Source organism: Flagellimonas sp. (assembly GCF_965233845.1).
GTDB lineage: Bacteria > Bacteroidota > Bacteroidia > Flavobacteriales > Flavobacteriaceae > Flagellimonas.
In genome coordinates this window covers 1,477,558-1,500,395 of sequence record NZ_OZ247584.1, presented here as the reverse complement: position 1 = coordinate 1,500,395, position 22,838 = coordinate 1,477,558, and the positions used below count along the sequence as shown (strand labels likewise).

Annotated in this window: 17 protein-coding genes and 1 pseudogene; 6 read left to right on the top strand and 12 right to left on the bottom strand. The window is 43.1% G+C overall.

Going from position 1 to position 22,838, the window contains the following annotated elements; translation table 11 throughout:
• Window positions 1–459, top strand: a complete 459-nt coding sequence (locus ACO6S0_RS06505) for a TRAP transporter small permease (RefSeq protein WP_422351189.1) — start codon at window positions 1–3, stop codon at window positions 457–459.
• A 2-nt stretch (window positions 460–461) separates the two neighbouring features.
• Window positions 462–1,760 (top strand): TRAP transporter large permease, encoded by a 1,299-nt coding sequence (locus tag ACO6S0_RS06500; RefSeq protein WP_422351188.1) that lies wholly within the window; start codon window positions 462–464, stop codon window positions 1,758–1,760.
• A gap of 11 nt (window positions 1,761–1,771) precedes the next feature.
• On the opposite strand, the gene ACO6S0_RS06495 is transcribed toward ACO6S0_RS06500, so the two are convergent.
• Window positions 1,772–2,134, bottom strand: coding sequence for a DUF7009 family protein (locus tag ACO6S0_RS06495; protein ID WP_422351187.1), 363 nt, complete (start codon window positions 2,132–2,134; stop codon window positions 1,772–1,774).
• 267 nt (window positions 2,135–2,401) lie between these two features.
• Here ACO6S0_RS06495 and ACO6S0_RS06490 point away from each other — a divergent pair.
• The 3 genes and pseudogenes from ACO6S0_RS06490 to ACO6S0_RS06480 form a co-directional block, all read left to right on the top strand.
• A pseudogene (locus ACO6S0_RS06490) lies at window positions 2,402–2,491 on the top strand (iron-sulfur cluster repair di-iron protein); the annotation flags it as partial.
• A gap of 112 nt (window positions 2,492–2,603) precedes the next feature.
• Entirely contained in the window at window positions 2,604–3,812 is a 1,209-nt protein-coding gene (locus ACO6S0_RS06485; RefSeq protein ID WP_422351186.1) for a hypothetical protein, read from the top strand.
• A gap of 119 nt (window positions 3,813–3,931) precedes the next feature.
• A complete protein-coding gene (locus tag ACO6S0_RS06480; RefSeq protein ID WP_422351185.1) occupies window positions 3,932–4,390 on the top strand; it encodes an RrF2 family transcriptional regulator in 459 nt (152 codons plus the stop codon).
• On the opposite strand, the gene ACO6S0_RS06475 is transcribed toward ACO6S0_RS06480, so the two are convergent.
• The 4 genes from ACO6S0_RS06475 to ACO6S0_RS06460 form a co-directional block, all read right to left on the bottom strand.
• Entirely contained in the window at window positions 4,387–6,162 is a 1,776-nt protein-coding gene (locus ACO6S0_RS06475; protein WP_422351184.1) for a nitric oxide reductase activation protein NorD, read from the bottom strand. The two genes, ACO6S0_RS06480 and ACO6S0_RS06475, sit on opposite strands and share 4 nt — an antisense overlap.
• Before the next feature lie 74 nt (window positions 6,163–6,236).
• The gene (locus ACO6S0_RS06470) at window positions 6,237–7,058 is read right to left on the bottom strand and encodes a CbbQ/NirQ/NorQ/GpvN family protein (RefSeq protein WP_422351183.1); all 822 of its coding nucleotides are present in this window, start codon (window positions 7,056–7,058) and stop codon (window positions 6,237–6,239) included.
• A 229-nt stretch (window positions 7,059–7,287) separates the two neighbouring features.
• Window positions 7,288–8,625 (bottom strand): cbb3-type cytochrome c oxidase subunit I, encoded by a 1,338-nt coding sequence (locus ACO6S0_RS06465; protein WP_422351182.1) that lies wholly within the window; start codon window positions 8,623–8,625, stop codon window positions 7,288–7,290.
• Window positions 8,626–8,635: 10 nt separating this feature from the next.
• Window positions 8,636–9,076, bottom strand: coding sequence for a c-type cytochrome (locus ACO6S0_RS06460; protein ID WP_420399266.1), 441 nt, complete (start codon window positions 9,074–9,076; stop codon window positions 8,636–8,638).
• Window positions 9,077–9,257: 181 nt separating this feature from the next.
• Between ACO6S0_RS06460 and ACO6S0_RS06455 the strand changes: the two genes are divergently transcribed.
• Complete coding sequence (locus tag ACO6S0_RS06455) at window positions 9,258–10,361, top strand: bestrophin family protein (protein WP_422351181.1); 1,104 nt, start codon at window positions 9,258–9,260, stop codon at window positions 10,359–10,361.
• Window positions 10,362–10,387: 26 nt separating this feature from the next.
• Here the strand turns inward: ACO6S0_RS06455 and ACO6S0_RS06450 are convergent, their stop codons facing one another.
• The 7 genes from ACO6S0_RS06450 to ACO6S0_RS06420 form a co-directional block, all read right to left on the bottom strand.
• On the bottom strand, window positions 10,388–12,001 hold the full coding sequence (locus ACO6S0_RS06450) for a sulfatase (protein WP_422351180.1): 1,614 nt from the start codon (window positions 11,999–12,001) through the stop codon (window positions 10,388–10,390).
• A 20-nt stretch (window positions 12,002–12,021) separates the two neighbouring features.
• On the bottom strand, window positions 12,022–14,292 hold the full coding sequence (bglX, locus tag ACO6S0_RS06445) for a beta-glucosidase BglX (protein WP_422351179.1): 2,271 nt from the start codon (window positions 14,290–14,292) through the stop codon (window positions 12,022–12,024).
• A 10-nt stretch (window positions 14,293–14,302) separates the two neighbouring features.
• Window positions 14,303–16,102 carry a discoidin domain-containing protein gene (locus ACO6S0_RS06440; protein WP_422351178.1) on the bottom strand — a complete coding sequence of 600 codons (1,800 nt, stop codon included), beginning with the start codon at window positions 16,100–16,102 and terminating at the stop codon, window positions 14,303–14,305.
• Window positions 16,102–17,487 (bottom strand): glucoamylase family protein, encoded by a 1,386-nt coding sequence (locus ACO6S0_RS06435; protein ID WP_422351177.1) that lies wholly within the window; start codon window positions 17,485–17,487, stop codon window positions 16,102–16,104. Before ACO6S0_RS06435 ends, ACO6S0_RS06440 begins: the two co-directional genes overlap by 1 nt.
• Window positions 17,487–18,851, bottom strand: coding sequence for a glucoamylase family protein (locus tag ACO6S0_RS06430; protein WP_422351176.1), 1,365 nt, complete (start codon window positions 18,849–18,851; stop codon window positions 17,487–17,489). The genes ACO6S0_RS06435 and ACO6S0_RS06430 overlap by 1 nt, the downstream gene beginning before the upstream one ends.
• Before the next feature lie 24 nt (window positions 18,852–18,875).
• Window positions 18,876–21,143: a LamG-like jellyroll fold domain-containing protein gene (locus ACO6S0_RS06425; RefSeq protein WP_422351175.1), complete on the bottom strand. Its 2,268-nt coding sequence runs from the start codon at window positions 21,141–21,143 to the stop codon at window positions 18,876–18,878.
• A gap of 145 nt (window positions 21,144–21,288) precedes the next feature.
• A complete protein-coding gene (locus ACO6S0_RS06420) occupies window positions 21,289–22,827 on the bottom strand; it encodes a RagB/SusD family nutrient uptake outer membrane protein (RefSeq protein WP_422351174.1) in 1,539 nt (512 codons plus the stop codon).
• Window positions 22,828–22,838 lie beyond the last annotated feature (11 nt).

The following is a 22,838-nucleotide window of genomic DNA, read 5'->3' as shown; positions in this document are numbered from 1 at the left end:
ATGGAATTACGCACCAAAGTAGACCTAATAGTAGGTAAAGCTTTGATTGTCATAATGGCAATCATGGTCATCAACGTATTATGGCAAGTTTTTAGTCGATACATCTTAAGCTCGCCCAGTTCCTTTACGGATGAACTGGCACGGTACCTAATGATTTGGCTTGGTGTTTTGGGTGCTGCTTATGTTTCTGGAAAGAATGGGCATGTTGCCATTGATCTTGTCCCATCCAAATTGAGTGGCAAAGCACAAAAGCAATTCAAGAGGGTTGTGGGCATCCTGATCATCCTGTTCAGTTTGGCGGCATTGGTTATTGGGGGGTCCAGACTGGTATACATTACCTATGTTTTGGAACAATACTCCCCTGCCCTACAGCTGCCTTTGGCAATAGTTTATTTGATTTTGCCCATAAGCGGTGTCCTCATTATCTATTACAAACTCCTTGATCTTAAAAAATTATAAACATGGACTACATTCCTATCCTAACCTTGGTATTGAGTTTTATAGTGCTTTTGGGCATGGGTACGCCAGTAGCATGGAGTATTGCCATTTCATCATTGTTGACCATGTTAGTGAGTATTCCTGCTTTGCCAGCTTTTACCGCAGTATCACAACGCATTGGCGCAGGACTTGACAGCTTTGCGCTTTTGGCCATTCCATTCTTTGTTTTATCGGGTGAGTTAATGAACAAAGGAGGTATTGCGCATCGGTTGATAGCATTTGCCAAAACATTGGTGGGAGCACTTCCAGGCGGTTTGGCCTTGATCAACATTGTATCCGCCATGCTCATGGGAGCCATTGCCGGTTCTGCCATGGCATCCGCCTCTGCTATGGGGAGCATTCTGGGGCCCGAAATGGAAAAAGATGGGTACTCCAAAGAATTTGGCGCGGCCGTAAACATCACCTCAGCAACTACAGGTCTGCTAATTCCTCCAAGCAACATTCTCATTGTGTATTCCTTGGCCAGTGGTGGTGCATCCATTGCGGCTTTGTTCCTAGCTGGATATATTCCAGGAATTTTAACTGGTGCTTTCTTAATGATTGTGGCATCCATCTGGGCCAAAAGAAAAGGTTATAAACTTGGAAATAGAAGTTCCTTAAAGGAAGTTGTAAAAACTTTTTTCACTGCACTACCTAGCTTGTTTATGTTGATTGTTGTAATTGGAGGGATTGTGTCTGGAATCTTTACCGCTACTGAAGCATCAGCAATTGCGGTCCTCTACAGCCTTGTTCTGGGGTTCATCTATAAAGAAATCAGCCTTAAAAAACTTCCGCGAATTCTGTTGGATTCCTCTGCAACCACAGCCGTAGTGATGCTACTTATCGGGGCATCCATGAGTATGTCATGGGCTTTGTCCTATGAAAATATCCCACAGGACATAAGCACCGCTTTGTTGGCCTTAAGCGACAATAAAATCATGGTCTTGATCATCATTAATTTGTTGTTGCTGTTCGTTGGGATTTTCATGGATATGACACCAGCCGTACTGATTTTCACTCCCATATTTCTTCCGATAGTGACCAAACTTGGAATTGATCCGGTTCATTTTGGAATTATCATGATTTTGAATCTTTGTATTGGATTATGCACCCCTCCAGTGGGTTCTGTGCTGTTTGTTGGTGTGGGTATTGCCAAAACTACCATAGAAAAGGTTGTAAAGCCCTTACTCCCACTCTTTGTGGCCATGATTATTGCATTGTTCCTGATTACCTATTTCCCACAATTAAGCCTTTGGCTGCCGAAGTTGTTTGAACTGCTATAATCCTATTTGGGTTAACAGGCTTTAGGATTGGGGTAATTATCGGATTGATCCTCGGTGGTATTGTCCAAACAGGCAAAATCCTTTTCCAATAGAAGGAAAAGCTCGCTTTTGTTGTCCAATAGCATCGTGTTTTCAAAGCCGACCTTGTCGTTTTCAAACCAGTTTGCACTGAATTTTTTGGGCACCAACAAGGTTATGGTGTCCTCCTCAAACTCGGCTCCCAAGTTATCCGCATCCACCACTTTCAATGCATAGGTCAAAGTCTTGGTATTGAATGCGGTTCTTTCCTCAAAATAACCCGTCTTGCAAAAGGTTTCTACCTCTGTCTTGGTCAATCTATATCGAACCGAATTGCCTTTAATTCTAATTTTCATGGTTTACTCAAAGATTTTACACTATTTTTTCATCCCTATTCGGAACTTTTCTTTTTGTACCGAAGTTTTCCTGTTTCAATTTTGATTGCCGTTTTAGCCAAGATGGTAAAGATTAAAGGTAATGATACAAACCCCAGTTCAACCTAATCAATTCCGTTTCAAACCAAATAGCTACAATCAAGACTACATAGCAAAAATAATATACCTTAAAACTATTTCTACGCTTTCAAGCTCTATAAAGTTTAACAAGTTTCTTCAACATTGTAAGAATTTGCACAGGATTTACATCTTCACATTCATTTGGAAAATAACATCCTGCATCCAAAGGCCATTGCATTGGAGAAGCAAATGGGCTAGGTATTTAGCTTGGCCATGAGGTTTTGGATTCATCCCAGAAGTTCATCTTATATCTTTTGCTTGTAGGGTAGAAATCACTTTAAACTGTACTTTTAGAACGTAAATTGGTTTAGTGCACTCACTCAAAAAACACAGCGTTCTTGCCTTGGGGTATTTTCTATTGATTGCTCTTTTAGGTCTTGCACTGCGGTTATTCCCAGTTGTTGAGCTTTCCTTTAACTACCGTTATATGGTGCACACCCATTCCCATGTGGCTTTGTTGGGCTGGACCTACACTGCATTGACCACCCTTATCTATTTGGCATTCTTGAGCAAAGCATCCATGGAAAGAAAGTATAGCGTCTTGTTTTGGGGTACCCAAGTAACCATTATCGGAATGTTGTTGACCTTTCCCTTTACGGGATATGCGCTGTTTTCAATCATTTTTTCAACGCTTTTCCTTTTTGCCTCCTATGTGTTTATGTGGTTTTTTGTGAAACATACTTCAAAGGAGCAAAAAAAGACCCCGGCCTATAAATGCATTTATGTCTCCCTCTGGTACATGGTGCTATCCAGTTTGGGTCCATGGGCATTGGGAGCAATTATGAATACTGCCGGAAGCGGTTCAGATTTGTACCGGAATGCCATTTATTTCTATTTGCATTTTCAATACAATGGATGGTTTATAATGGCACTCCTTGGGCTGTTACTGTATTTTCTGGAACAAAAAGAAATAGAATTGCCCCGTGATGCTTTCGCGCAATTCTTTTGGACCATGAATCTTGGGATCGTGACAACCTTTTGCATCTCTTTGTTGTGGATGAATCCTAGCAACTCCATCTATGTCATTTCCGCATTAGGATCCGTATTGCAGCTGTTTGCTTTCTTTATTTTGATCAAACATGTATTGCCTTTCCAAAATGAGGTCAAACGGATGGATTCCAAGCTATTCTATCTTTCACTAAAAATTGCAGCTATCTTCTTTTTGGTCAAATTGCTATTACAACTATTGGGTTCAATTCCCTATTTCGCTTCCAGTATTTCTAGCAACATTGATCTGGTCATTGGGTATTTGCATTGGATTTTTTTAGGCCTAGTTAGCGTGGCGGTCCTTTCTTTTTTATCCCATTCCAAATTGATTCGGATTACATCAAGGTCCATAATATTATACCTTCTAGGGTTTATACTTACAGAAGGACTTATCTTTTACAAAGGCACAATGGTTTGGTTTAAAGCACCTGTGATTAGGTATTATCCATGGCTCTTGGTATTGGCTACTGGTATTCTGGTATTTTCCATCGGTAATATTTTCGTTCTTCAATTAAGGCGAAAAGACGCTTGAGCTATCGCATTTTGAACACTAGCAAAAACCTCCACTTATTTAATAGTTCCCATAAGAATTCCAAAGATCCTATTTTGGACTAAATCATCTTTCTATACATTTGAACAAAGCAAAAGTTTATGTTATCCAACGCATGCAAATATGCTATCCGATCCATTCTTTATTTGGCAATGTACGTCAAGGAAGATGAAAAAGTTGGGGTTAAGAAAATTGCCGAAGCCTTAGAAACTCCCCAACCTTTTTTGGCCAAATTGTTGCAACAGCTAGCCAAAAACAAGCTGGTCTCTTCCCATAAAGGGCCCACAGGGGGCTTTTATCTGAATAAGGATAATGTAGAGAACTCCATTTGGGATATCATCAAGTGTATTGATGGTACTTCTAAATTTGAGCAGTGTTTTTTGGGCTTGCCATCATGTGGTGATGAAAATCCGTGTCCTGTTCATTATACCGTAGTTCCATTCAGGAAAAAAATTTATGCCGATTTTAAAGACAAAACCATTAAGGAATTTGTAACTGAAATTAGACAAAAGGGCAGGTTTATATCATTAAAGGACTTTGAAGCCGTCCAAGAGAATTAGGACTGATGTTTAATTCTTTCATAAAGTTTTACCAGCGATTGCAATAACTCCGCAGGCGTGGTCAAAATTTGATAGTGGTTTTGTCCGAACATTTGGGGCAGATAATATTTAGCTTGGGCCTCAATAGCCAAGGCATAGGAATTTATTTGGCGTTCGTTGAGTTCCCGTAAGGCTTGCTTGATATCATTTATTCCATATTTTCCTTCGTACCTATCATAGTCGTTGGGCTTACCGTCAGAAATAAGAATGACCCATTTGTTCTTGCTATCCCTCTTATCCAGCAAGGCTCCCGAATGTCGTAGAGCAGGGCCAATTCTCGTATAACCGCTGGGTTCTATTGCCCCGATTTTAAATTTGGCCCGATTCCAATCCTCATCAAAGCCCTTCATGGTGATATAGGAAGAGTGATTCCTGGTCTTCGAATAAAAACTATTGATGGAGAAATCGATATTGAATTCCTCCAATATTTCACCAAAAAGAATGGATACTTGCTTTTCAACATCTATCACCCTGTTCCCAGCAGCATAACCATCGCTGGACAAGCTGCTATCCAACAGTAAAAGGATGGAAAGATCCTTTTCCTTCTTGCGTTTGGACAAGTATACTTTTTCAGAAGGGGTATGACCCGTGTTTACATTGACAAAAAGGTCTGTTATGGCATCCAAATCAAACTCCTCCCCTTGGGTCTGTCTTCGCTGCTGCTGATATTTATTGTTTACCGTTGTCAACATTTTTCGCAGTCCCAATAACGTAGACCTGTTTTTGGCAATTGCCTCCTTATAATAATCCGGATTGATCCTTTCAATGGTTTTGGGGTACACCTTGCAAAAATCTTCTTTGTAGCTGCGCTTGGATTGGTCCCATTCATCGTAGCGGACAAAATAGCCGTTGCTGTCCCTATCCTCACTTTCTGCAATGGTGGTGTTCTCCACAAAATCTGCTTGGTAAACGGAATGCGCCGTATCGTCAACCCTAACGGTAAACTTCATGTTCAGATCCTCCAAGGCATTGGCATGGTCTTGCAAGTCATCCTCTCCATCCATGTTCCTGAAATTCCCTCCAAATTCATCGGCAGTTTCCACTTTTTCAAACTGGTGTTGCAATACCGCATCCTCTACTTGTTTTTCATCTACTTGAACGGAAACAATTTCTTCTACAGCATTGGCTTTTAAGGTTGTTTTGGGCTTGCTTGGGCTTGTCTTTTTTACTTTCTGCGAAAAATTTTCCAAAGTGTCCCCTGTTTCTTCCTCAGCAGTGTCCCGCATCCATTTGCCATATATAAATGAGAAATCTGGGTCTGCTTTTGGTTTTGACTGAACGGAATAGTGGGATATCAATCTTTGATAATACTCTTGGGTTACAGGAAATTCTTTGAACAATTGGTCCAGCACCAATGGCGATGTTCTTTGGGCTTGTTCCCGGGAAGCTTTCAACTCATGTGCGTTACCTTCCTTCCAGTTTAGGCACAAGTTTTTTTGAACGGATAAGTATAGGATTCTGAACAGATAAAAAGAGAGGTTTTCCTTGACAGTAGCAAATTGGGCATATTTTGGAGGCAGAAAAAAATTGCCGTTTTTATAGCCCCCTTCTCTTTCGGCTGCATAGAGTTCGATAGGCAGTCCCGTAACCGCACGGGCAAAAATGGTGAGTCGGGGTTTTATATCGGAAAGATGAACCGCATGCGACAAATTGGCCTCTCTATTCTTTTTTCGTTTTTTGAAATAGTGGGCAAACTTGGTAAAGATGTATTCATCCGGCTCAAACTCAAACATGCTTTTAGCTTTTAGTAGTGAGACTCTTAAGTTTTAAGACCCAAGATTCAAGACCCAAGACTCAAGACTCGTCTTCAGATCATTAAATCACATAGATCGTTCAGCGCGCTAATAACCTCCAAATCATCTGTGAGTGGTTCCACCACAGCGGCATGTACCGCCAATCTTTTGGGCAAACCTGATCGAATCAATTTAGCGGCATCCACCAATAATCTTGTAGAGACGGTTTCCGTAAGTCCCAACTCCGTTAGATTTCTAATTTTATTTGCAATGTTGACCAGTTTCTTGGCATCAGCCTCCAAAATGTTGGTTTCTTGTACCAAAATTTCCGCCTCAGCTTTGGCTTCCGGGTAGTTAAAGGAAATAGCGACAAAACGTTGCCGGGTTGAAGGTTTTAATTCTTTAAATCCTCTTTGATAACCAGGGTTAAAGGAAGCAACCAACATAAAATTGGGATGCGCTTTTACCGTAGTTCCCAATTTATCGATGAACAACTCCCTACGGTGATCGGTCAGCGAATGTATGGCCACAATCACATCTGGCCTAGCCTCGGCAATCTCATCCAGATACAATACGGCCCCGGTTTTAACCGCCATGGTCAGGGGGCCATCCATCCAAACCGTTTCGGTTCCTTTGATAATATATCGTCCGATCAAATCCGTGGACGAAGTTTCCTCATGACAACTTACCGTAATCAAATGTTGGTCCAATTCATGGGCCATGTATTCGATAAATCGGGACTTGCCAGTACCTGTGGGACCCTTTAATAAAAATGGAATCCTGCTACTATAGGCATGCTTAAAAATGTCTACCTCCTTTCCTACCGATTTGTAATAAGGCCTGGACTTGGAATTGATTTCCGTTTGGGTACTTTTTGTTTCCACTGAATTGATCATTGTTTATAAATTAAGGTCTAAAAAGCAATCATGATTGAAGCAATCCTTGAAGAGTTAGGTATGAGTAAATTGAATGCTTCACCACTGGCTACGATTGCTTGATAGACCTGTTTATTGACTGTTCCAAGATTTTTCCTCGGATTTCCCATCTTCTTGATCCGTCATGAATTATGGGTATCACCGATGGAAAATCCCCTTTTCAGCCTTGTTATTCTGTTCGCTCTTGGATTCACCTTTGTAGTTCCAAAGCCTGATCAGTTGGTTTACCGTGTTTGACAAAATCGATAATGTACAAGGCAATTCCCAAGGTTAATATGGTTGCACAGATCAGTAGCACCCAAAAGTGTATGCTAATTTCATTCTGTACGGCCATAAACTCCATTTTAAACTTTCGTTCCAGGTACACCTGGGCAACACCTGCAACTCCAAAGGCCACGGTCATTCCAATCATACCAATATTTGAAAGCCAAAATGCGGCTCTACCCCTCGCACTTAGATACAGTTTTCTTCCGGTCATGTTGGGCATACTATAGCTTATGATTGCAAGTACAATCATCGCATATGCGCCCCAAAACGCTAAATGTCCATGCATGGCTGTGACCAAGGTTCCGTGAGTATATAGATTGGTTTGTGGCAGCGTATGTGCAAAACCCAGTAATCCTGCTCCCAAAAATGACACGATGGCCGCACCCAAGGTCCAGAACAATGCCAACTTGTTGGGGTGTCTTTTTTCTCCTTTGCGGTACATGTTCACCGCGAACAAGGCCATGGCCAAGAAAGCCAAGGGTTCCAAGGCGGAAAATATCCCTCCAACAACCAACCAAATCTTGTTCACGCCTATATAATAGTAATGGTGGCCTGTCCCCAATACACCTGAAAGAAACGTAAGTCCTACAATAACGTAAAGCCATTTTTCTATGACTTCCCGATCCACTCCCGTAAGTTTGATCAGCAAAAAGGAAAGGATACCTCCCATAATCAGTTCCCAAACACCTTCAACCCATAGGTGGACTACCCACCAACGGAAGAAAGAGTCCATCACCTGGCTGTCAAAGGGCAACATTCCCGGTAAATAGAGGAGTGCCGCAAACAAAAGTCCCATTGACAGTACCAAGGCCGTTGTGGTCCTTCGCTTTCCTTTGAACAGGGTGACCAAAATCAAACCTAAAAACAAGAGTACATTAGCTACTACCAAAAAGTCCAATTGTCTTGGAATTTCCAGGAATTTTCGTCCTTCCCACCAGTTAAAATGATAACCCACTATGGCTGCAACACCTACCAAAGCAAGTGAAATCAATTGTACATAGGCCAATTTTACATTAACCAGTTCGCGTTGCGCTTCCTCCGGGATAATATAATAGGCAGCGCCCATGAAACCGGAAAGCAGCCAGACCACCAACAAATTGGTGTGTACCGCCCTTGCTGTATTAAAGGGTATAAAATCATGGAGTCCATCCAGCCCCACACGGGCAAAGCCCATGATAAAGCCGTAGGTCAGTTGTAAAACTAATAGCAGCATGGAAAGTGCAAAAAACCAATAGGCTACTTTTTGTGATTTGTATTTCATAACGTTGGGTTTAGTTGTTGGTTTTATCCTTGGCCAATGGAGATACCACGGTATCAAAGCCATTGAGGTCAATGTCATCTATCCAATCAAAAAAGGCGATTAAATCTGCCGCCTCCTCGTCCGAAAATCCATAGGCCACCATTTTTCTTCCATTGGGGGCCCAGGCATTTGGAGTGGTAAGTACCGCCTTGATGTATCCTTCCCCCCTTCGGTCTATAACCTTGGTGAGTTCTGGCGCATAATAGGCGCCTTCACCTAGAATGGTGTGACACCCCATACAATTGTTGGCTTCCCACAATTGTTTTCCCCGAACAACCTGCTCGGTAATGTTCTCATAGTTGGATTGATCCTGTTCCTTGCTAAAGGAATAAATCGTAAGTCCGATAAAGACAAGAAATGTCACCACCGTCCCTCCAAGAAAAAAAGTACGTGCTTGTTTTTTTGATAACATGGTAAATTGATTAGTATTCGATAATAAAAGACTATTTTATCCTTTATTGTGTAAAAATAGATAGGTGTCTTAGCTGGACACATGATATTTATCATGTTTACATGATTTGGTCAGCTCCCAATAATTTTAGAATTGCAAAAAATGGCTATTTTGTAGTTCAACCAATTGATTACTTTCTCCCATGTATACCAGAAAAATTTTTCCCGTAAAGGGCGTTATCATGTGGACAAGAAGGCATATTTTTCTTTTCCTTCTTTTGGCCTCCATTCCTGTTTTTCTTTTTGATGTTTTACGATGGAAATGGCTTCATGTGCCGTGGTTGCCCCTTGGAGTACTGGGGACGGCCGTGGCCTTTATCGTTAGTTTTAAAAATAATGCCTCCTACGATAGACTCTGGGAAGCCCGAAAGATTTGGGGAGGAATCGTCAACACCTCCAGATCCTGGACCATCATGGTCAAGGATTTTATTACGAACAAACACGCCAACAATCCCATAGCTGATGAAGAACTCAAAACTATAAAACGAGAATTGGTACACCGACATGTTGCCTGGCTTACTGCTCTGCGATATCAATTAAGGAAGGATAAGCCTTGGGAATCACATCTTAAAAATCAGAAGTCCAATAAGGAATTTCGCGAATCCCATTATACCGTATTGGAAGATACCGTTCCCATAGAAGAGGTCATCGCTCCCTATATTTCCAAAGCGGAATTTGATACCATTTTCAAAAAAGGAAATCAAGCGTCCCAACTGTTGGGAATTCAATCCAAAAGGTTGGGAGATCTTATGGATCAAGGCTTGATTGAGGATTTCCGCCATATGGAAATGATGGCAATGCTCACTGAGCTTTATACCCTTCAGGGCAAAAGCGAACGTATCAAAAACTTCCCTTATCCCCGACAATTTGCAACCCTGAATTATGTTTTTGTTTGGGTATTTATTTTATTGGTGCCCTTTGGAATCATGGAGGGATTTGAGGTTATAGGAGATAGAATTATCAGTGACCTTAATGAAAATCCAGCCTACTTTGAAATCACCCAAAACCTTCAACTTTTTATTGGAAAACACTTTGTTTGGTTTTCCATTCCATTCAGTGCGCTTATCTCCTGGGTATTCCATACCATGGAAGCTATTGGGGAGAACACGGAAAATCCGTTTGAAGGGGGACCCAATGACGTTCCCATTACGGATCTAAGTCGTGGCATAGAAATAGATATCCGCCAACTTATTGATGATACGGATATCCCGGAACCTTATCAATGGATCAATGACATTGTGATGTAACCTCTAAATCATTGGATGCTTGCGGATTAATCGGTGCCTCTCAGTTTTTTAAATTGAGCGAAGGCTTTGTCCACATCCTGTTGCGATGCCTTTTCGAACTCCTTTTGGGTTACCCCATAAAAAGTTTGTAGGCTATCCAATTTTTTATGCATCTCTTCAATCTGTTGGCCATATCGGGAGTCATTGATTGCGTTGTGTAGCTCACTGGGATCTTCTTTCAGGTCATAAAACTCCCATGTATCAATGTCATCATAGAAATGAATGAGCTTGTACCGTTTGGTTCGTATGCCATATTGTTTTTTGACCATATGGAAGGCCGGGTAATCGTAATAATGGTAATAAATGGACGTTTTAAAATCCGCTTGGGAACCCTCCAAAACTTCTTTAAAAGATTCACCCTGCATCTCTGAAGCATGTTGGCTTCCGCCCGCCAAGTCCAAAAAGGTCGCCGCAAAATCCAGATTCTGTACCATCGCATCCACAGAAGAACCAGGCTCAATCACCCCAGGAAGTTGCATCAACAAGGGCATTCTCAGGGATTCTTCGTACATAAAACGTTTGTCAAACCATCCTTTCTCTCCCAAATAAAATCCTTGGTCCGAAGTGTACACCACCAAAGTGTTTTCATTCAATCCTGTTTCCTCCAGATAATCCAAAATTTCCCCTACCCCTTCATCCACAGCTGCAACGGTAGCCAAGTACTCCTGTAAATACCTCTGCCCTTTCCAAATGGCCAATTCCTTGCCAGACAGTTCTGCCTTGTGGAACGCATCATTTTTGGCCTTATAGGCGGCATCCCATTCGCGGCGCTGTTCCGGTGTCATCCTATCAAAGTCCTTGGTCCACGGATTATGTGCCAATGTAGCGTCCCCAAGAGATGTGGTCATTTTTAAGTCATGGCCTTCATACATATCCGTATAAATGGTCTGCTGCTGCTGTTGGGCTGCCAATTGGCCTTTATGCTTGTTGAAATAAGTATCAGGCAACGGAAAAGTAACGGAATCGTACTTGTTTGCATGCCTCAAAGCTGGCATCCAATTTCTATGGGGGGCTTTGTGGTGAACCATCATAAAAAAAGGTTTCTTACCATCCCTTTTATTCTGTAGCCAATCCAAGCTTTTATGGGTAACAATATCCGTAGCATATCCCTCAACAATGGTAGTATCCTTTCCTTGGATAAACTCTGGATTATAGTAGTTCCCCTGATCATTCAAAATTTCCCAATGATCAAATCCTGTTGGTTCTCCATGAAGGTGCCATTTTCCAATGACTACGGTTTGATAGTCCATTTTTTGAAGGTATTTGGGCAAGGTAGCTTGATGGTTGTTAAACCGTTCCCCATTCATCCTAAAACCATTGACATGACTGTGTTTTCCCGTAAGAATTACAGCCCTGCTTGGGCCACAAATGGAATTGGTGCAAAAACTGTTCTGAAAAATTGCTCCATTTGTGGCAATGCGGTCAATGTTGGGTGTAGGTGCCAGTTGGGACAGCTCATGACCATACGCGCTAATTGCCTGAAAAGCATGGTCATCAGCCATGATGAAAACAATATTGGGTGGTGCAGCTTCGGTCTCTTCCTTCTGACCTTTACAAGCCAAAAGCAGGAAAACACCTATGTATATAATCATTTTTTGCATATCCGTCTCTTATGTGGGTTCTATTTTAAGGTAAAAGTTGTGCTCAGAGCGGCATTGGAATCCGTCCCTACAAAAACTTCAAAGGCACCAGGTTCAGCAAGAAATTCCAAGTTCCCATTGTAAAATTTCAAATCATCAGGCTGCAATGTCAGGTGAACCGTTTTGCGTTCACCTTTTTTGATAAAGACCTTTTTGAACCCCTTTAGTTCCCTCTTGGGTGGGGTAATGGAGCGGACCACATCGCGTAGGTAGAGCTGAACCACCTCTTCCCCATCAAAGTTCCCAGTATTCTCAACATCTACCTGTATCTCCAATGATTTATTCTGATGAATTTCCTGTTTGTCCAATTTTAAGTTAGAGTATTCAAAAGTGGTATAACTCAATCCATAGCCAAAAGGAAACAGCGGTGTATTGGGAGCATCCAAATAGTTGGAGGTGAACTTTTGAAATTTTTCGTCCGGAGCCGGTCTTCCCGTATTTTTTACACTGTGATAAATGGGAATCTGTCCTACATTTCTTGGCCAGGTTGCAGTGAGCTTACCAGATGGATTGTAATCCCCGAAGACAACATCCGCAACGGCATTTCCTGCCTCAACTCCAGGATGCCAAACCTGCAACAAGGCAATCGGCAAATCAAATTCTTCCGGAATGGTCAAAGGTCTTCCGCTCATTAAAACCACGGCCACGGGTTGCCCAGTATCCACCAAAGCCTGAATCAGTTCCCTTTGGTTTTTAGGGATTGAAATATCGGTGCGACTTGCGGCTTCCCCACTCATTTCTGTGGCTTCACCTACTACTACAACCACGACATCCGCCTTTTTCGCAATTTCCATGGCTTCTGTAAGCAACAGGTTTGCAGGCCTTTTATCAATTTGAATCCGAGGGCCAAATACATTGACTTTTTTGGCAAAATCCTTATCATTGGAAATATTGGCGCCTTTAGCATATTGGATATCTGCACCTGGAGCTACATGTTTAAACCCTTCCAAGATGGTAACCGCTAAATCTGGATTTCCCGTGGGAGCCCAAGTGCCCAACATGTTGTTTCTGCTGTCAGCTAATGGCCCGATCAAGGCAATTTTAGCTTTTTTATTCAGCGGTAGGATTTGATCATGATTTTTGAGAAGAACAAAAGAACGGGTTGCCAGTTTTCTGGCCAAAGCCCTATTTTCAGCAGTCAGTATATCCTGTTTGGGGCGATTTGGGTCAAGATACCTGAAGGGGTCATCAAACAGACCTGCTTTGTATTTAGCCTCCAAAACTCTTCTGCAAGCTTGCGTAATATCAGCTTCGGTCACTTTGCCTTCGTCTACAGATTTTTTCAAGGTCGTCAGAAATCCTTCTCCCACCATATCCATGTCCAAACCGGCCTTTAAGGCCAAACTGCTAACGGCTTGCAAATCGCCTAGACCATGTGCCACCATTTCATTGACCGATGTGTAATCCGAAACCGCAAATCCATTGAACCCCCAACGTTCTCGCAACAATTCTGTCAGCAACCACTTATTGCCTGATGCAGGAATCCCATCTATGTCATTAAAGGAACTCATCACGCTGGCAACACCCGCATCCACAGCAGCTTTGTACGGAGGCAAGTACTGATTGAACATCTTGACCTTGCTCATATCCACAGAATGATAGTCCCTTCCAGCCTCTGAAGCTCCGTAAAGTGCCAGGTGCTTTACACAGGCCAACATCGTGTTTGAAGCCATTAAATCCTGTCCCTGATATCCTTTGACCATAGCCCTGGCAATGGCCGAGCCCAAAAAGGGATCCTCGCCTGCTCCTTCTGCTATTCGTCCCCATCTGGGATCGCGGGCAATGTCCACCATAGGAGAAAAATTCCACATAATACCGTCTGCTGTGGCTTCTTTTGCAGCCATCTGCGCAGCCTCTTCCAGCAATGTCATATCCCAACTGCACGAAAGTCCCAGGGGAATGGGATAGGTGGTTTGGTATCCGTGAATGACATCTGCTCCTATGAGCAATGGAATTTTAAGTCGGGTATGGTTTATTGCCATTTCTTGCGCCATTCGGACTTTGTCCGGACCGGAAACCCCAAAAAGTCCCCCAACCTGACCCGCTTTGATTTTCGCTTCTACATTTTTGCTCACCACTGCGCCCGTTGCCACACCGCCTCCTGGTGTAACCAAGTTTAGTTGGCCAATTTTTTCTTCAAGCGACATTTTTTCCAGAAGTGTTTCAACCTCTGGAATACGCTCTTGTCCACTTAGTGGCAAAAAAAACCATAGGCAGCAAAGAAAAGTGCTTTTAAATAGTAATTTCTTCATGAATCTTCATTTATTTGGCCGAAACAATCGGGGTTCTTTCTGATATTCCATTGGCGTTAAACGCCTCAATTTGAAAATAATAGCTATCTGTACGGTCTGCTCCGGTGAAGTAGTATTCATTGGCCCCGTAAACCATTATACTGCCGTATAGCTTATCTGGGGATTTGCCCCAATAAATTACATATCCGTCTGCCAAAGGATTCAATTGCCATTTGAACCAAATGCTTCGCCGTTCCCCGTACTTCTCTGCATTGGCCCTTAAAGCCACAAAATTTTTGACGGTATCAGGTTTTGGTCCTGACCCTTCACCAAAAACCCTAAAACCACTTAGAGCAAACTTACCGGTGGGCATATGCAAGTTTTCCATTTTAAGGTATCTTGCTTTTACAGGACTGGGCAACTCAATATAGTCGTGGGGAACATCTGTAGTGTTTTTGCTTTTATCTACAATGGTTTTCCAAGACTTCCCATTCTCAGATGCATAAATTTTATATCGATGATAATTGCCTAGGGTTTTGCCCAAGAACTCTACATCCTGATCCGCATAATTTAGCTGTACTGCCCTAACGGTGGATAGTTGTCCCAGATCTGTCTGAAACCATTCCCCTTTTTCACCCGTTTCAGCGCTCCAAAAGGTCTTTATATCTTCATCTACGGCAAAATTAGGCTGTAAACCTCCCAGGGTTGACGAAACCAATACTGGTTTGTTATAGTTGAGCAACATCCAACCCGAGAACAACCCTTTGGTAAAGTCCTTTCCCTTTGCAAACTCGGGCAACAGTGTGGGGTAGTCTCCATAGGCCGTATTACTGAACATAACCCCATCTTGGTCAAAACCCGCAGGCCAGATGCCAATACGCCGTTCAAAATTATTTTTTACTGAGATAAAAATGGTGGATACATGCCAGTAACTCCCATAATTATCTTGAAAAGTAGCTCCATGACCAGCACCCCTTGCAAAACCGCCAGGTTTATATGAAAACGGATTGTGCTTTTGATATCTAAAGACTCGTAAGGGGTGGTCACTGACATATACGCCATCTGCATATCCACTGAACTCAGTGCCCGGAGCGGCATATTGTAAATAATATTTATCATTGTGCTTGGTCACCCAAGCCCCTTCAATGAATGGCTGTAAAAATACATTGTCATTGTATTCACCAAAACGTTCCCAGCCGTGGTCTTCCGGATTCAGACCTGGTAGTGCCACGGTATAGCCTTCAGACTGTAGGGTCTTGGTATTAATTTCCGTAGCCAACATTGGATGTGTGTTGCTAGAACCATAGTATAGAAAAAGCCGGTCATCATCCTCATCATAATGAAAGGCGGGGTCCCATGCGCCAACTTTTAGGGTGTCAACCGCAATTTGCCAATCATCCTTTGTTGGATTCGTACTTTTGTAAATAGGAAAATCAGAATCCCAAGTAGAGCCGTAAACATATAAGGTGTCCTTCATTGCCCATGCGGCAGGGGCGTTCAAGTCATGTTTATACTTGTCATCACGTAGAAACTTTCGGTAAACAAATTTCCAGTTGAGCATATCATCACTCCACCAATACCCTTCCTGATTGGTAGAAAAAAGGAAGTATTTTTCCTGAAAATTGACAATAACGGGATCTGCGGTGGCACGATGCTTTCCCGATTTCGAAAATCTTTCAAAGGGAGTGTAACCATAATCTATGTTAACAGGGTTACAATAGGTAGTTTGCTGTGCATTAAGAACAACCCCACTACCGAAACATAACGATATCAGAAAGAAAATGGTTAGTCGGTCAAGACTAGTAGAATTATTGCTGTATAAAATTGGCATTATTGTGGTGTTTGATATGAAAATCCTAATTTTTCTAGCCCTGTCTGTACGTCTTCATTTTGCATAAAGAGATTCCAAAGTAATCCCGTCCTGTAATTTTCTATCATGATAATTTGTGGTCCTTGGTCAATGGCCAAATAAGCTTCTGCAACCCAAAAATCATTTTCAGGGCTAAAGGCATCATAAAATCCAGCCGGGCCCAACAACTTATCCTTGTTGTTATAGAAATAATGTATGGCCTCCAACGATTTTTCAGGAGCATAGGGAATTGAAGAAATTGCAGCAGTGGGTGAAATCACCCCTGTATCGTTGGCGGGATGATGGGCATTATAGCCCAGGTTTCCATCACTGTTTCGGGTATAACTAGCAGTAAGACCCCAACAATCGGGTCCATAATCCTCAAAATTTTTGGGATTTTCAACGCAATAGTTGTAGTTGATGTTGGTATGGTTAAGATTTACGCTCCAATAGTTTGCGAATTCATCCGTAAGCCCTTTTGGGTTCAATCCCAAGTAGGAATAATGCGCCCAAAATAAGGGTCCACCAAACTGTTGGGCCCCTGGGTGCCTCACAATTAAAGGAATGCCGTATTGGGTGTTGGAGGATTTTATCCCTCCATTGGATGCCCAGCCGTTGTCATAAATCTCCTTGGAAATACCATGGTCTGGGGATGCGGCTGCCAAAACATAGGTTATTAAAACCTCATTGTATCCTTTGAGTTCCAAATTGATATCGAACCCAAAATTGGGACTCCAATGCCAATAGAGCACGTTTTCTTCCTGGGTGTACCAATTCCATTCCACCCCTTTCCAAAGGGTGTCTGCAGTACCAGCAAGCTCTTTTTCAGTATCCGTCCCATTCTTAAAATACTCTTTTACACAAATCAATCCCTGGACCAGAAATGCGGTTTCCACCAAATCCCCACCATTGTCCATAGGGCTGAATGGGATTACATTTCCTGTGCCTCCGTTAATCCAATGGGACCAAGCCCCATGGAACCTATCTGCATCTTCCAAAAAGGCCAATAGTTGTGAAAGCCGTTGAACTCCTTGCTCCCTGGTAACATACCCCCTTTCTATGCCCACCAAAATGGCCATAAGTCCAAAGCCAGTCCCTCCAGAAGTGACCACATGCGAGTCCCTGTCTGGATCGTTGGGGTGATACCGTTCTTTGGCCCCTCCCGAGTTGGATTCGGCAAAGTCCCAGAAATATTTGAAGGTTTCTCTTTGGGTCAAATCCAAAAGTTCTTCATCACTAATTGAGGGTTCTGGGACCACCGGTTCGTCATCATCTGGAAATGCAATTGGGGTATAGGTATAATCATCTTCTCCACAAGAGCAAAAAAGACAGCATAAACAGAGAAAAAAACAAGGGACTTTACCCATTACTCTTCGGTTTTAGGATATTGAAAACCTAATTTGCCAAGGCCTTTTTGCACATCTTGGTTGGACATAAACAGTTTCCAAAACAATCCGCTTCGGTAATTTTCAATCATTACCGGAATGGGGCCCTGATCAATGGCCAAATATCTAGGCAAATACCAGTTTTTGTCCAAGCTAAAAGCATCATACGGACCATATTTGCCTACCAAACTATCTTGTTCCACATACATAAAACGGAGGAAATCCATACTTTCTTTCGGGGTGTATGGCATGGACGAAAGTGCCGCCGTGGGCGAAATAACACCAATGTCCCGGTCGGGTCTATGACCCGCATATCCTTTTGGAGAATAACTTGAGGTTAAACCCCAACATTTTTCCCCATAGCCTTTGTACCCTTTTGGGTTTTCCAAGCTGTGGTTGTAATGGATAAGGGCATGGTTAACATTCAATTTCCAATAATCGGCATAAGCATCCTTCAACCCTTTGGGGTTTAAACCCAAATAGGAGTAATGTGCCCAAAATAAGGGTCCCACCGGGGAACTATCGTGTTCATAGTGATTCAGTTCCGTTTCCAAGCCATAGTATAAAGTGTCTTTGGTAATTCCGCCGCTTTTTGCCCAGCCTTTGTCATAAACACTTTTTTCAATTGGGTGTGTTGGGGAACTGGCGGCCAAAATGTACATAATCAAAGCTTCATTATATCCGCCTACCGGAAAGTTCATTTCCCATTGGTAATTTGGACTCCAGTGCCAGTAAAGGACATCCTCGCCATTTTTGGTGTACCAATCCCACTCAACACCTTCCCAAAGTTTTTGAATACGCTGGCATAGCTTCTGTTCTCTCTCATTTCCGTTTTTGAAATATTCCTTAACGGTGAGTAGGCCTTGAACGAGAAAAGCTGATTCAACGAGATCTCCTCCATTATCCTTTGCACTAAATGGTGCGGTCTTGCCACTAGGGAGCAACCAATGGGGCCAAGCTCCATGAAAACGGTCTGCCTTTTCCAAAAACGATACCGCTTTTTCAAACCGTTTCAGGGCTTGTTGCCTGTTGATAAAATCACGCTCCACACCAACCAGAATGGCCATTAGTCCAAAGCCAGAACCTCCAATAGTGATTATATCCTTGTCATGCGTGGGGTAAATATCGTCCAAATGGATTCGCTCACGTGCAAGGCCAGAAACTGGTTCGGCCCCATCCCAAAAGTAATTGAAGGTTTGCTCTTGAACCAAGTTCAACAAATCTTCATCCGAATACGTCTTGGTCGATGTATTTTGCGCTATAGCTTTTTGGTTAGTCCCTCGGCCATTGCATCCTGTTACTGCGGATGCAACGACCAAAAGAACTGAAATTAAAAATAACCTCATTGAAACTAACTCTAATAATTGCTATTAATTTATAATATCTTGAATCTCGGTTTGGGTCAGAGCCTTGTTGAACAATCTCAACTCATCTATATAGCTCAGGTCCGATTTGTGGTTCCATTGGGTAAATCTTGGAGCTCCGGACCCGATGGACAATACATCACATCCTGACCAATCAACACCATCAAATGCACCTTGCGACACCACTTCTCCATTTATATAAACCGTACATTCCGTTCCAGAAATGGTGAAGGCCAAATGAACCCAATCTGTCGTATCACTAGGTATGGATGCTGTTGCTCCACCATCAAACCAGCTATCTGCCGTACCATTGCCCACATTGAGTTTGAACACCTGTCCATCTCCCCCTGCTTCCCTAAAGAAACGGAAACCATTGGTTCTCAAATTCTGTACATCGGGATATTCGGCATTTCCGGTATCTGGTGGTCCCATGACCAAGATTCCTGCCCTATCCGGGTCAGCGTTAATCTTGTACCACATAGCAGCACTAAAGTCATCACCTGTTAGGTTTGTAGTTGGGAAGGTTAAATAGGAATCTGTTGCGCCTGCATAGGCCTCATCGCCACTGACTCCTTCGCCAGCAGTTCCAGGTGTTCCTACCGTAGTGGCATCAGCACCACTCACCAAATCGGTATTGTTACCATTAAACGGTAAGTACAAAGTTTCACCGTCCAAGGGTTGGTATCCTCCACCATAAACATCCTGTACTTCCTCAAAACTCAATGCTTTGTTGAAGAAACGAAGCTCATCCATGGCACTTAGGTCGGACAAATGGTTCCAATAATCAAAGGTAGGGCCTCCCGAACCTATATTAAAGGTCTCGCAACCTGTCCAATCAATAGGTGCCGACATATCCGAAGAGCGGGCTTCCACCCCATTAAAATAGATGGTGTTCTTATCGTTCGCTATGGTAAAGGTAATATGAACCCATTCTCCTGCAGCTACATCAATCACGTCACCATCGTTCCAACTTTCGCCAGCACCAGTTCCTACATTTAGTTTGATACGCTGCTCGTCGGCACTACCTTCCCTGAACAACCTAAACCCTTGGAAGCGGTCATCCGTATCGTCTCCGATTACAATGATTCCCGCTCGATCTGGATCTGCATTGACCTTGTACCAAAATGCACCACTAAACTCGTTGGTCAGTAGTCCATCTGCAGGGTAGTTGATGTAGGAATCCGTGGCACCCATAAAGGCTTGGTCCCCTTCTTTGCTATCGTTGGTAAATCCGGTTGACCCCACTTGTTGGGCCACTTTGCTTCCCACCAAATCAATGTAATCCCCTTCAAACGGCATGTACAAAGACTCACCAGGGAATTTAGGGATGTACGGATTCACCGCATTCAACATGATTTGGATATCAGTTTGTGAAAGTGCCTTGTTAAAAATGCGCAGCTCATCCATGTCACTGGAGTCGGATTTGTGATTCCAATAGTCGAATGTAGGACCCCCTGCGCCAATGGTCATCACCTCACAATTGGTCCAATCAATGGGTGCCGCCAAATCGGCTGAAAGCGTTTCCATTCCGTTGAAGTAGATGGTGCTTTTTGTTCCTGAAATAGAAATGGCAATGTGCACCCACTCTCCGGCATTAACATCTATAACGCCTCCATCGTTCCAACTTTCGCCATCTCCTGTACCCACGTTGAGTTTAATCCGTTGTTCATCCGCACTTCCTTCCCTAAACAATCTAAATCCTTGATGGCGGTCATCGGCATCATCGCCAACCACCAAAATACCTGCGCGATCTGGGGTGGAATTAACTTTGTACCAAAAGGCCGCACTAAATTCATTGCTCTTCAAGTTGTCCATCGGAAATTCCAGATAGGCATCTGTGGTGCCTCTGTAGGCATCGGATCCAGCAAAGCCACCGCCGGCAAAGCCCGGTGCTCCAACTTCCGTTGCTTGTTGAAATCCAATCAAATCCCTATAGTCACCATCAAATGGCATGTAGAACACTTCCCCATCAAACATGGAAACATAGGGAGGGGCTTTGGCGAAATTCACCTCTTCCGTTGTTGTTTTTCCCTCTATGTCCGAAGCCGTGACCGTTAGTTTGTGGTCACCATCCTTCAGTCCATCATAGGTGAATTCTTCCAAAACAATTCTGTAGTCCTTAAAGGTATTGAAGGACGCTATTTGGTTTCCATCCAAAAGTACCTTGATATCCTTGACCTCAATGTCATCTGTAACCCTAATGTCGATATCCAAAGTGGTCTCATCCTCAAAAACCTTGATTTCTGTTCCTTCAGTAGGGTAATTGATGGTCACCTGTGGGGCAGATTCATCTGCCCCGGCACCGACTTCGGTTATAGGGTCTATACCTTGATCACACGCGGTAAAAATGCCACTGCAATTAAGGCTGCGAGTATTTTATATGTTTTTTTCATCGTTTAGTTCTTTTCGGTTATTTCTGTTAGTTGTCCAGGATTGGAAACTGATCTACTTGTGCCTGTGGATAGGGCAAGAATGCCTTGTCTGCACTAAAGGTTCTCCCGTCATAACTTAGTTCACTGGTTCTATTGAGTCGGACCATGTCGTAATATCTCTTTCCCCATTCCATTCCCAACTCGGCGAACTTTTCATCCAGGATTTGATCTAAGGTAGCACCTGAAACAGCGGGCATATTGGCTCTGGCCCTTACCAAGTTCACGGCTTGGTCCGCAGACATTCCCGAAGCGGTTGCACCTTGGGCCAAAGCTTCCGCATACATGAGCAAAATCTCAGCATACCTTATAATGTTAAAGTTTTTATTGCTCCCATATGCTGTTCTTCCAGATATCAGTTGATTGGAAGGCAAATAGTGTTTTCCACTTGCAAACAGGGCCCGTGCATAATCTTCAATAACATCCCCATCTCTTGTAGTGTTGCTTACGAAAGCAGGTAATGTGGCATAATTGGGATCGGTTTGGAGTTCCGCAATCCCCCTATCCGTAAACAATACACTGGTTTCCAAGCGAACGGTTTCTCCGCGATCCAACATAAACTTGATGAATTTCATACTGGGCTCAAAAAAGCCCCAACCGCTAGAAGCCCCATCCACAGCTGGTGTCCATCCCTGTGGTCCGTAAGGTGCGTACAAGTGCCCCTCGCGATCTCCTTCGCCTTGTCCAAAATCAGAGTATTGCATATCTAGAATACTCTCATCACTTAATTTTCCAGGGGTTTTAAATAACTCATAGAAATCTGGGAACAAACTAAACTTGTTGGAGTTGATTATCTCCGAGCAAGCATCCGCTACCACTTGATAATTTCCCAATTCTTGGTTGGCTAACGCCTTAATGGCCAGGGCCGTATATTCGGTTACCCCACCTGGAAGGTCCTGTCTCTCGTTGGGACGCACATCGGGCAAAAATGGTAAGGCCTCATCCATTTGGTCCGAAATGTGCTGCATAACCTCGGCTTGGGTTGGCACGGCCTCCACATCGAAAAGTTCAGATGTTTCTGAAGAGGTAGGAATAAATACGTCCCCCCAAACTTGTGAAATATGAAATAGCATTATGGCTCTCAACACTTTGGCCTCTGCAATGTATTGATCTCCCAAAGCCTGCCCCGCGGCATCTGCCACTTCTTGGTACCTGGCTATTTGCTCCATACCTGTGTGGGCCGTAATCACATCCACATAGATGTTTTCCCATAGGGAATTATACATCCAATAATCTTTGTTATAGTTGAAAAGGTCTGTTTCCGCAAAATCTTGTTGATCCCCCAATCCACCGGCATTTACGTCATCTCCGCGTACGGCTATAAGTAGTGGTTGTTCCCATCCTCGGGATTGAAAGGCTTCATACACCCCAATGATGGAGAGTATCATGTCATCGGTATTTGTAAAGTCCGTACCCCCAGCAAAATTGTTATTCAACTGTGGCTCATCCAGTTTGTCCGAGCAACCTACTGCGGCAAAAAGAAGGAGTGCCGTTAGGGTTATGTTCTTGATTTTCTTGATTAGCTTCATTTTCTTTTTTT